Origin of the sequence: Neobacillus sp. NPDC097160 (assembly GCF_044762155.1) — a bacterium.
In the GTDB taxonomy this organism is placed as follows: domain Bacteria; phylum Bacillota; class Bacilli; order Bacillales; family Cytobacillaceae; genus Neobacillus.
This window is the reverse complement of record NZ_JBIWDU010000012.1, coordinates 178,165-189,041: the sequence shown is the minus strand read 5'-3', so window position 1 is coordinate 189,041 and position 10,877 is coordinate 178,165. Positions and strand designations below refer to the sequence as shown.

Genomic DNA, 10,877 nt, shown 5'->3' with positions numbered 1-10,877 from the left:
AATAATGGCCAATTTAGTTTCAGTTGTAAATTTAGTCATAAAAAAACTGCACCTCCAATTGTTAGAGTGTGTCTAACAATTGGGGTGCAGTTCACTTCCGCCGATGCTTTTTTACTCTATCTTTTTATTTTTTCTTCTCTTGATAATAAAGAAAAGGAAAATACCCACCAAGATGTAAACAATAACCAATGAGACGATAAGTGAAGTTTTTATTCCACTCTTTTCGGTCAGTACATATATTTCGGAAATATCACGGTCGACGATGAGGATGTATTGATGATCCCGACTACGAACAAGATCCCCGCCGATCAGGCCGCGAAGCTCCTTGCCGCCCGCTAACTGCTCCTCTGTTAAAATCACCTTTTGTGATTTCGTCGAATTGTTTATCGCGATTACGGAAGTTTCCCCTTTATAGACACGCTTATAAACAACCATTCCGCCTTTGTCATAGAGCATTTCCATCGTTCCTCTTGTTAAGGAAGCAAGCTGTTTTCTTTGTTCAGCAAGCTTAGTAATATAGTCAATTAGCTCTTTTTCCGTCCGAAAATTCATTTGCCGGCGGTTATCGGGAACTTCTCCGCCAATTAATGCAATTTCAGTCCCATAATAAAAAAGGGGGATACCTGGGGTTGTATAAAGATAGGTTAATGCCGTTTTCCATCGCGAACCAGGGAATTGTCTTTCGTCCACAATATCATTCGTAAATCTTACCGTATACTCATTATCCAAGAAATTAGCCATTAACCCTGAGTTTTTTTGAGAACTATCAAATGCAGAATAAAGCGGGCTAAACGGTTGATTTGTCGTTGCAAAGGCCTTCCTTAATTTCTCACTTTGAGAATAATCAAATAAGCTATCAATTCCCACACTTTGATATTGGTTCATATCAATACTCGTATTTTCCGACGTAACGCCTAACAGAAAAAAGTCCTTTTTCTCTTTCTTTACTTCATTTGAAAAATCAGTCCAAAAACTTAATGGGACATGATTGACCTCTGGCAAGCTATATCCATCCACATCTGTTTTCTTAATCCACCATTTTGCCGCATCAATTAAGTATTTTTTCACTTCAGGGTTGTCCTGATTTAGGTCAGGCAATCCATCAACCCAGCCATTTTCTAGCGACTGTTGATTATTATGATCACTGATCTCCTGTTTTTGATGAAACCAGTCCTGTTTGCTTGAATCATTCACCCATGGGTGGGTGGCTGCTGTGTTATTCGTGACAAAATCAATCAGTACCTTTATCTTCCGCTTATGCGCTTCTTTGACTAGCTTTTGGAACGTTTTTATCGATCCAAAATGTTCGTCCGTTTTGTAAAAATCATTTACCCAATAGCCATGGTAGCCATTTTTGGCATTGTCAAAGATTGGCGTTAAGCGAATAGCTGTGAATCCCATGTCATGTATGTAATCTAATTTGTCAATAATCCCTTGGAAATCGCCGCCATTATAGACATTAGGATCCTTGGCATTCGCATCGATATCATTGTTTATGTCCCCATTGTTGAAACGGTCAATCATGATCGAATACACAGCTTCATCCTGCCACAGCCTTTCCTTCTTTTCTATAGCTGCCTGTGCAGGAAGTGCTGAAATGAATAATAATGTGATTAATATGAGTGTAATTTTTTTCATTTGATTTTCCCCCTCTAAAAAAGGAAGAGGTAAAGTTCCCTCTTCCCACTACTCATTTTAATCGAATAAGGTTTTTATTCCAAATATTATCTGGACATTTATTTTTCTTATTAATTCACTATGTTAATATTGTATTCCTTAAACCATGTGTGAAGTTGCACAAGATAGGCTAATAATTGCGGCCCAGTCATCAGCTGGCCAAACCAAGGCTCTTGAAAGGAATCTCCACCGGTCTCTACAATTCTATCTAACTGATTTTTATCAAAGAATTCATGTAATGCAGATGTCTTATCTTGTAATATAGTCCTCATCCATTTTTGGATGGCCGTGGTATACTCCGGGTTATGTGTTTTTGGATAGGGACTTTTCTTCCGGTAAAGTACCTCCTCCGGAAGGACCCCTTCAAAGGCTTTCCGTAGAATGCCTTTTTCCCTTCCACGATACATTTTCATCTCCCACGGAATATTCCAGACATATTCCACAAGGCGATGGTCGGCAAAAGGTACTCTGACCTCCAGGCTGGCGCCCATACTCATTCTGTCTTTTCGATCAAGCAATGTGGTCATGAACCAAGTCATATTAATATAAAATAGTTCCCTGCGTCTTGCATCCTCTAAACTCTCCCCCTCCAATCTTGGGGTTTCAGCAACTGCCTGTTGATACTGTTCCAAGCAATATTCATTCAAGTTTAATTTTTCCTGCCAATGAGATTTCAACAAATTTTGCCGTTCATTTACAGAACGCATCCACGGAAAACCCGGCCGCTCTAAATCTTGTTTACGATGAAACCATGGGTAGCCGCCAAAAATTTCATCAGCGCATTCCCCTGATAAACTCACAACAAAGTCCTTTTTGATTTCTTTACAAAACCAGAGTAAGGAGGAATCAACGTCTGCCATGCCTGGGAAATCTCTGACATGTGTGGCTTCAAGCAAATCATTTACTAATTGCTGTTGTGATATGGTCTTGTTAAAGTGTTGTGTATTATATTGGTCCGTTATCATTTGTATGAATTTTCCGTCCGCATCAGGCTGAAATTCATTCGAGGAAAAAAATTGGTCATTTCCTTCATAATCGATTGAATACGTATGAAGCTGCCCTTTTCCCTTTTCTTCGAAACCCTTCGCGGCAATGGCCGTAATGATACTGGAATCAAGCCCGCCTGATAAGAAGGTACATAATGGTACATCAGAAACAAGCTGCCTCGTTACAGCATCGGTTACTAAAAAACGAACCTTTTCCGCTGTTTCTTCCACACTTTCCTTATGTTCTTCACTTTTGACATTCCAATAACGCCAAATCTTCAAACCATTTTTGGAAAAGGTAAGGGCATGTGCCGGTCTAAGCTCCTTCATTCCTTTAAAAACACCTGACCCCGGAGCCCTTGATGGACCTGCACCAAAAATTTCAACAAGCCCCTCTATGTTAATTTCTGTTTTGATTTCGGGATGCGCTAGGATTGCCTTAAGTTCCGAAGCAAAAATAAGACCATTTTTGTGTTCTGTAAAAAATAATGGTTTTACCCCAAGTCGATCTCGTCCAATATAGAGTTGTTCTCTTTTTGAATCCCAAATGGCAAAGGCATAGATGCCGTTTAAATAATTCACGCACTCTTCCGCCCATTCTATATAGGCAGTTAATAGAACTTCTGTATCAGAATGACCTTTAAAGGAATATCCTTTAGTATGGAGTATTTTGCGGATATCTTCAGTATTGTATAATTCCCCGTTGTAGCAGATGGTGTAATTATGGCCCTCTTTTTGCTTGGTCATCGGCTGCCTTCCGCCTTCAGGGTCGACTACAACCAGCCGCTTATGACCAAAACCAACATGTGTATCGAACCAAATGTTGGTTTCATCAGGGCCCCTTTTCGCTAAAGTATTCACCATTTTATTTAATATTTCTGTTTCGTTTCTTATTGGATGTTCAAAATCAACCCACCCCGAGATTCCGCACATTGACATCTCACTCCCTTACTATCGATTTACTGAACTTCTGGTGCATGCTCTATAGTATTCAGCCCAGATTAAATGGTTAATTGTCCATATATGTGCAGTGCACTTTTTAAAGCAATGAAATTTATACTTATTTTTTTAAAAATAACAAAGTTATAAAAAGTCAGGAAGATGTCTAAAAAGAAAAATGAAAGCAACTGTGTTACGGAGGTTAACGATGAATCGACAACAACGACTAAAACTATATGATTTCCAACAACGAGCATACAACGAAGGAACAGTGGAACAAATAAATGACCAATGGATATTTTTCGATGAGGAGACAGAGGAAGCTACGATGTTAGATGATTTCGTTCATCAAGAAATTGAAATCTTCCGTTTGAATCGTTGGAAAAAAGGCATATTGAATGAACCGGGAAAAATTCATTGTGGGAAGGAAGCGATTATGCTTCGAGATCACGATACCATTCGAATGAGGAAACATTTAATTTACTCTCTTGAAAGACTATTGGATGGGGTTAATGACGATGCCTTTTTCCAATTCGTGACGACATTAAACTCGTTAAACTTTTCGATCTATGATTGTATATATTGTTATAACCATTTATCCTTCTTATCTGATGAACATCGAAAAGACGGTGTGAATTTCATGGTGTTTGACAATCAAGAGCAGATTTGTAATGTACAGCATCATTTTTGTTATTATGAAAAAGTCAATGACCGCTTTGAATTCACCTTAAATACCGGAAAGCGGTTAGTTATAGAGAAAATGATTTCATAAAAAAGGCATGGAGGTCATCTCCAGCCTTTTTTAGCTTCCAAAATATTTTGAATAAAGAATTTTGGCTTTGACAACATCATTTGTACCATGGATAAGCACGCGCGAATCCTTAAATACCACAATGGAGATGTCCTCTTCTGGTGAAAAGCGCAGTAAAAACTCGTTTCCTGAGACCTTTCCACTTTTCCTTAAGATCTCTGTTGTCTTTTTTAAATCCAGCTCGCCTTTTTTCCTTGGATTGATTTGAACTGTATCTCGGCCACATAGGGTCATATAGGCTACCTGATGCATTGAAGATCGATCTAGATAATCAAATTGCCCCTTCACGCATGCAGGACAATCGGGATTTCTCCCTTTTGAAATATCCATTTGCATCGACGTAACATCCCAAATATCGACTTGTTCCAGATTAGGGGTGGTTTCTGCCCCCACCAATAGTTTTATCGTTTCCATCGCTTGAAAGGAGCCGATAATATCCGTTAATGGTGACAAGACCCCCACCGTATCGCATGTTTCACCTGTGCCAGTTGGAACATGTGGGAAGAGGCAACGGTAGCAAGGGGTTACCCCTGGTTTAATTACCGCAAACATCCCACGCGAGCTTACCGCAGCTCCATGCACCCATGGAGTTCCATACTTAACAGCTACGTCATTTATTAAGAAACGAGTCTGAAAGTTATCGGTACCATCAACTAGCACGTCAAACCCTGATAATAATTCTTCTGCATTCTCCAGATTCAAATCCGCGATCACCGCCTCAACCGCCACAGTGGAATTTATTTTACTTAGTCTATTTTGTGCTGCAACAGCTTTAGGAAGATTTAATTTTGCATCTTCTTCATCAAAAAGCGTTTGCCGCTGGAGATTTGATAGTTCTACCAAATCTCGATCAATTAGCCTAATGAATCCAACACCTGATCGGACAAGATGGTTAGCAATCACAGTTCCAAGTGCACCTGCCCCAATAATGGCAACCCGGCTCTTCAGCAATTTCCGTTGTCCCTCTTCCCCAATCGCTTGAAAAAGGACTTGTCTTGAATACCGCTCTAAATTATTCATGGGATTCCTCTTTTCTATCTTAACTTTCGTTTAAAGTTCACTAAGGATATTACTACTATTTTATCAAAATATAATCTTTTCTAAGTAAAAAAATTTAATTTTAAAAACATTACAAAAAGTGTATAATAAATATTGGGTAAATAGATATTTTTTGGAGGAATCTCTCATTGTATATCAAATATAATAAGAGATTAGCATAAATTTCAAATAATAGGAAAGAGGGGAACTATTTTGAATTTAGGCGGTTTTAAAAACAAAGAAGTCTTAGTTGACTTAACAAATGGTACTGTTGATTACAGAGACATTAATGAAAACGATGCGATAAAGTACATAGGCGGCCGCGGCTTGGGGGTTAAGTATGTGCTCGATAATGGTCCTGAAGTGGAGCCATTATCACCTGAAAACATCTTATGTTTTATGACCGGTCCCGTCACTGGCTCACGTTCATCCATGAGTGGGCGTCTTTGTGTCGTAACAAAATCCCCGCTAACAGGCACCGTTACGGATTCTCACATCGGCGGTTGGACGGCTGCACGTTTAAAGTGGGCAGGCATCGACAATCTTATTTTCTCAGGGAAAAGTGACAAGCCGGTATATCTTTACATTTCTGACGGTAAAGCAGAAATCCGCGATGCTTCAGATTTGTGGGGAACAAGCACTAGAGCATTCATTAAGGCAATGAAAGACCAACACGGTGAAGAAGACCTAAGCGTCATGACCATCGGTCAGGCAGGCGAAAACACCGTTCGTTTCGCTTCATTTATTAATGAGCATGACCGTGCAGCGGGCCGCGGTGGTACAGCCGCAGTTGCCGGATATAAAAAATTAAAGGCGATTGTCATCAAAGCAGCCCAAAAAGGGAATATGCCTGTAGCAAAATTAGAAAGTGAATATAAGGAAGCCAACAAAAAGGCGGTTAAAGCGATTCTCGATGGCGGCTTAACGGCGCCAAATAAAGGCGGATTATCCGTTTATGGAACAAACGTGTTAACAAACCTCATTAACGAAGTTGGAGCACTGCCGACTAAAAACTCGCAATTTACACACTGGGATGAAGCAGAAAAACATAGCGGCGAATATGTGAACACACATTTACGTGTCGCGAACAACACCTGTCATGCCTGCCCTGTTGGCTGTAAAATTGAAGTAGAAGTTAAGGATGGCAAGTATAAAACACGAGTAGAAAGCATTGAGTTTGAATCCGCCTGGTCCCTTGGTTCCAACTGTCTTTTAAGTGATGCTGAAGCAATTTCTTTTATGATTGACCGTTGCAATGAGTACGGGCTTGATACAATTGAATTAGGGCACGCCTTCTCTGTAACCATGGAAGCTTATGAAAAAGGCATCATTTCTGATGAGTTAATCTGGGGCGACGCCGATTCCATGATAGAATTGATGAGAAAAATTGCTTTCCGAGAGGGCTTCGGCGGTGTACTTGCTGAAGGACCTGCACGTGCAACTGCCTCATGGGGTGCACCTGAACTTTCCATGTCTGTTAAAGGTCAGTCCATTCCGGCCTATGACCCACGTGGAATTCAAGGCATTGGACTTGGTTACGCAACAAGTAACCGTGGTGCCTGCCACCTGCGCGGATATACAGTTGCAAGTGAAATTGCCGGTATTCCAGAGCCAACCGACCGCTTACAACCAGAGGGCAAAGGTGAACTATTAAAAGTATTCCAAGATATGCTGGCCTTCTCTGATTCTATGAATATTTGTAAGTTCTCGTCCTTCTCTGAAAATGCGGAGCATTATGCCGAGCAATATAGTGCCATGACAGGTGTTCAATTAACAGCTGATGACGTGATGAAGGCGGGGGAAAGAATTTATAACCTTGAGCGTTATTATAATAACCTTGCAGGCTTCAATAAACGTGAAGACGACTTCCTTCCAAAACGGTTCACTGAGGAACCGGCATCAGGAAATAGCGCCGGTGTGGTCAGCCGTATGGATATCATGCTTGAAGAATATTATCAAGTACGAGGCTGGCAGGACGGTCTTGTTCCGAATGAAAAGCTGCGCGAATTAGGCATTATTGATGCTGAAAATCAATTAGTATAAAGAAAAAGGCTTCTGCAATATTCAGCAGAAGCCTTTTCCTTTATTATCCACCTATTCTAGTGGTCTTGTATCGATAATTTTTAATAAGCAATTTTAGACCATCCTCGTCATCTGCAATAAAACGCACCTGAATGGTAATTACTTTAAATGTTGCGGTAAAGGATATTTCCGCTTCCGATAAAATCTGTCCACTCCAGCCCTCTCCCTCATAAACAAAGGGAAACGAATCGGTTATCTGTTTCGCACCAAGCTCTTTGAAATACATTCCTAGATGCTCTATACTAATTCCTCGAAACTCTAAATCTATTGCTGCCATATTAGCCGCCTGCAACAGGAGGAAATAGGGCAAATTGATCGTCCTCCGAAACTTCCGTCTGAAGATCATCAAGATGGATGATATTCCTGCCGTTCACATACACATGAACAAATGGAAGCAGCTCTTTTTCCGGGGTAAAAATCTCATCTTGTAAATCCGGAAACATTTCCACCATTTTATCTAAAACATCCATTACCTGATTTCCATCAGGCTGAACATCAACCGTTACTCCACCGCATATTTGCCGAAGATTTGCAAACACCTTAACAAGCACATTTATCCTCTCCCCTCTATTAATTTTAATATTAAAACTCCAGGTGGAAGTTGTCACGCTGTATATAGTATTTCAAAAATAAAGGCTGTCCTAGGACAGCCTTTTAGCTTATACATTAAAAATCGACATAGGCAATTTTACAAAGCCTAAATATAATACAAGTAAAAATGCAATGATAAACTGAATCCAAAAAACGGAAGTACTTCTGTTTTTTGCTACACGGCTGAGGATCATTTCAAATAATCCGATAACCCATAGTCCCACTACCGCTTTTAAAATATACCAAACATCGATTTTGTAAAGCGTGAAAAGAAGTCCGATGCCTGTGGCAATAATTAGCAGATATAAAACCCGTAAAATCATTTGAACAATTTTAAATCCTTTTGCTTTCCCACTTTTATTTAATGAAAGTGCAACGAAAAATAAAATCAGAGCTAAAACCCATGCTGTTACATGACCATGAATCATTTTTGTTCCTCCTATGTATAATTTATCGAGACTATCATACCATAGGCCTTTAGCAATTACGAAAAAAGTGATTCAAATATTGTGACAAACTTAGTCATGTTGCAATTAGAATGAAATCTTGTCAATGGTATTAAATTTGGGCGAATGATTCACATTACATTCGCCCAAACATAAGATGTAAAAGATCATAATTAAAAAGGGTGTTGAATATGCCAGCGATTGTTGGGGTTGCACAGGTCATTACACTCGGGAGCAGCTCTGTTTTTCACATTGGAGATGTTTATAAAATCATGCCATTCTCAACGGCAAAAACATTCTCTGGAGCTGGTTCCTTTAATACAGGCGATCAGGTCGATGTTCAAAATCAATTAAGTTCAACGAATACATCTGATCCGGATGTCATTGACCAAAACAATTTCCTTAATATGTAATGAACGGGTGGTCTAAATGAATTTTTATATCCAGCAGTCCATTCAGATTAATTTTATTAAAATTGGCGGGATTACCAATTCTTCTGTCCTTCAAATCGGCAGTGCCGGAATCATAAAGCCTCAAGCACTTCTATATAATACTGGCGGTTTCACAAAACCAGCGCCACTAGGAATTAAACCAGCAGGACAAATAACGGCACCTTCAGCACAAATACTGGCACCTGCAGTTCCCTTACAGGCTGCAGTCAGAGGTTAATAAATAAACACCCGGTAATGGAAAAACCTTGTCAGCCTTATGAAATTGTGGAAAAAAAGCAAATCCTAAAGAGTCTGTGCATATAGTTAGAACACAAGGTGAAAAGGCTATTTGCTGGCGAGGTGATTAACATGTATCAGGATTTTTACCAATATCTTCAATGGCTACAGATGAGTATTCAGGCGCAGGAGAAGAGAATTGCAGCATTGGAACAGACAATTCAAAAATTAAGAACTGATTTAGCGCAAATAGGGGAGAAACCCACGATTCATGTTGATAGAATTGAATATAAGTTTGATCAATTGAAGGTTGAGACCCTTGAGGGAACGTTAAATATTGGTCTAAATCCTAACGATTTATCCGGAATTGAAGACTTTGCTGTACAAAATCAATCATTAAAAACCCCATTTTCTCCAAAAGAACAAATGCGATTATCAACGAAAATTGAAGAGGCGATCCATGGCTTTTTAGAAACTGACTTACCGCTAATTGTGAAAGATACCCAAAGGAACATGGCAATTCCACCAAATGAATCCTATTTATCCTTTATCAAAGAGGATATTATCAAACAGCTTCCGGGTCGGATAGACTATCATCTTAAAGCTAACGCATCCAAGATTCAGTCAGGTGATGGAACCCCTCCAATCCAAGAAATCGTTATCGAAGCACTAAAGCAGGAAATTCAAAGTGGTGTAATGGTCTTTTTAACTAACTTACCTGAGAATGTGAAAGGAATGAAGACGGAATGAATTTTGAAGTTTACAATCACGTCCTCCATGTCGATAATATAAAAATCCTGGCGGTGGCAAGCTCATCATTATTTATGGTAGGAGATACGGAAACCATCCAACTGACATCAGCATTTGACACACCGCCCGAATCCTTAATTATCGGGCCATTTGTACCATTAGAACGGGATGTGACCCCTGGCTATGCTGACCCGAATCTCTAGTGTTGACAACCTGGAGGTAAAGCAGGTAGCCTTCGACTCAATTATTCAGCTTGGGGATTCATGCATTCTTAATGGATTCTCACGTGCGATTGCAGTTCAAAGGGAAGCAGAAATATTTTTCGGGGACGAAGGTAACTTTCCTTCCTATCGAATTTTTAAAAAGCCTCTGCCATTGCCGCCAATTACCGAATCAATAACTTTTTTACGCCGCAATATTAATCCCATCATAAAAGTTAATAACATTGCTGTCACTGCTGTTTCTTCTTCGTCAATTCTTCATGTTGGGAACTCTCGAAATGTTTCGATGGAGGCTAGAATTAAGCATATCCGCCAGCTTCTGCTTGAAGGGCATGAACAGGACATAAGATAACCGCATATGTTACTTTTAAAGCAGGTTCAAAGGTAGTTCAAAATTGTAAAGGATGTTTATAATGCCAGCGATTATTGGTCCAGTACAAATTATTAGTATAGGCGGAGGAATTGTACAATTTGGAGATACCGTTTATATCTCTCCAAAGAGCAGCACGAAAACTTTCGCCGGCTCTGGTGGGTTTAATACCGGTGGCTTTATTGTAACGAATAATGGGTTAAGTGGTACAAATGTTCTTGATACAAATTTGATTGATCAGCCTATAGCAGGGAATAATTAAAAATGACATAAACCATCATGATGGTCTATGTCATTT

General features: G+C 39.6%; 14 protein-coding genes. 8 read left to right on the top strand and 6 right to left on the bottom strand.

Going from position 1 to position 10,877, the window contains the following annotated elements; genetic code table 11:
- Nucleotides 1-111: 111 nt before the first annotated feature.
- On the bottom strand, nucleotides 112-1,638 hold the full coding sequence (locus ACIQXV_RS18270; RefSeq protein ID WP_402960794.1) for an alpha-amylase family glycosyl hydrolase: 1,527 nt from the start codon (nucleotides 1,636-1,638) through the stop codon (nucleotides 112-114).
- A gap of 110 nt (nucleotides 1,639-1,748) precedes the next feature.
- The gene (asnB, locus tag ACIQXV_RS18265) at nucleotides 1,749-3,596 is read right to left on the bottom strand and encodes an asparagine synthase (glutamine-hydrolyzing) (RefSeq protein ID WP_402960792.1); all 1,848 of its coding nucleotides are present in this window, start codon (nucleotides 3,594-3,596) and stop codon (nucleotides 1,749-1,751) included.
- A 214-nt stretch (nucleotides 3,597-3,810) separates the two neighbouring features.
- Here asnB and ACIQXV_RS18260 point away from each other — a divergent pair, with 214 nt between their 5' ends.
- Nucleotides 3,811-4,374, top strand: a complete 564-nt coding sequence (locus ACIQXV_RS18260; protein WP_402960790.1) for a DUF2777 domain-containing protein — start codon at nucleotides 3,811-3,813, stop codon at nucleotides 4,372-4,374.
- 30 nt (nucleotides 4,375-4,404) lie between these two features.
- Here the strand turns inward: ACIQXV_RS18260 and ACIQXV_RS18255 are convergent, their stop codons facing one another.
- Complete coding sequence (locus ACIQXV_RS18255) at nucleotides 4,405-5,433, bottom strand: ThiF family adenylyltransferase (RefSeq protein WP_402960788.1); 1,029 nt, start codon at nucleotides 5,431-5,433, stop codon at nucleotides 4,405-4,407.
- Between the two features lie 231 nt (nucleotides 5,434-5,664).
- Here ACIQXV_RS18255 and ACIQXV_RS18250 point away from each other — a divergent pair, with 231 nt between their 5' ends.
- Nucleotides 5,665-7,494 carry an aldehyde ferredoxin oxidoreductase family protein gene (locus ACIQXV_RS18250; RefSeq protein ID WP_402960786.1) on the top strand — a complete coding sequence of 610 codons (1,830 nt, stop codon included), beginning with the start codon at nucleotides 5,665-5,667 and terminating at the stop codon, nucleotides 7,492-7,494.
- A gap of 43 nt (nucleotides 7,495-7,537) precedes the next feature.
- On the opposite strand, the gene ACIQXV_RS18245 is transcribed toward ACIQXV_RS18250, so the two are convergent.
- The 3 genes from ACIQXV_RS18245 to ACIQXV_RS18235 form a co-directional block, all read right to left on the bottom strand.
- A complete protein-coding gene (locus tag ACIQXV_RS18245) occupies nucleotides 7,538-7,810 on the bottom strand; it encodes a MoaD-like domain-containing protein (RefSeq protein ID WP_402960784.1) in 273 nt (90 codons plus the stop codon).
- Between the two features lies 1 nt (nucleotide 7,811).
- On the bottom strand, nucleotides 7,812-8,084 hold the full coding sequence (locus ACIQXV_RS18240; protein WP_402960782.1) for a ubiquitin-like small modifier protein 1: 273 nt from the start codon (nucleotides 8,082-8,084) through the stop codon (nucleotides 7,812-7,814).
- A gap of 108 nt (nucleotides 8,085-8,192) precedes the next feature.
- Nucleotides 8,193-8,552: a YisL family protein gene (locus tag ACIQXV_RS18235; RefSeq protein WP_402960780.1), complete on the bottom strand. Its 360-nt coding sequence runs from the start codon at nucleotides 8,550-8,552 to the stop codon at nucleotides 8,193-8,195.
- A gap of 209 nt (nucleotides 8,553-8,761) precedes the next feature.
- On the opposite strand from ACIQXV_RS18235, the gene ACIQXV_RS18230 reads away from it, so the two are divergent.
- The 6 genes from ACIQXV_RS18230 (at nucleotide 8,762) to ACIQXV_RS18205 (ending at nucleotide 10,841) form a co-directional block, all read left to right on the top strand.
- Nucleotides 8,762-8,983 (top strand): spore germination protein, encoded by a 222-nt coding sequence (locus ACIQXV_RS18230; protein ID WP_402960778.1) that lies wholly within the window; start codon nucleotides 8,762-8,764, stop codon nucleotides 8,981-8,983.
- 16 nt (nucleotides 8,984-8,999) lie between these two features.
- Entirely contained in the window at nucleotides 9,000-9,239 is a 240-nt protein-coding gene (locus ACIQXV_RS18225; RefSeq protein WP_402960776.1) for a spore germination protein GerPB, read from the top strand.
- Between the two features lie 131 nt (nucleotides 9,240-9,370).
- Nucleotides 9,371-9,988 (top strand): spore germination protein GerPC, encoded by a 618-nt coding sequence (gene gerPC, locus ACIQXV_RS18220; protein WP_402960774.1) that lies wholly within the window; start codon nucleotides 9,371-9,373, stop codon nucleotides 9,986-9,988.
- The gene (locus ACIQXV_RS18215) at nucleotides 9,985-10,191 is read left to right on the top strand and encodes a spore gernimation protein GerPD (RefSeq protein WP_402960772.1); all 207 of its coding nucleotides are present in this window, start codon (nucleotides 9,985-9,987) and stop codon (nucleotides 10,189-10,191) included. Before gerPC ends, ACIQXV_RS18215 begins: the two co-directional genes overlap by 4 nt.
- A complete protein-coding gene (locus ACIQXV_RS18210) occupies nucleotides 10,172-10,561 on the top strand; it encodes a spore germination protein GerPE (RefSeq protein ID WP_402960770.1) in 390 nt (129 codons plus the stop codon). The genes ACIQXV_RS18215 and ACIQXV_RS18210 overlap by 20 nt, the downstream gene beginning before the upstream one ends.
- A gap of 61 nt (nucleotides 10,562-10,622) precedes the next feature.
- Nucleotides 10,623-10,841: a spore germination protein gene (locus tag ACIQXV_RS18205; protein WP_402960769.1), complete on the top strand. Its 219-nt coding sequence runs from the start codon at nucleotides 10,623-10,625 to the stop codon at nucleotides 10,839-10,841.
- Nucleotides 10,842-10,877: the final 36 nt, after the last annotated feature.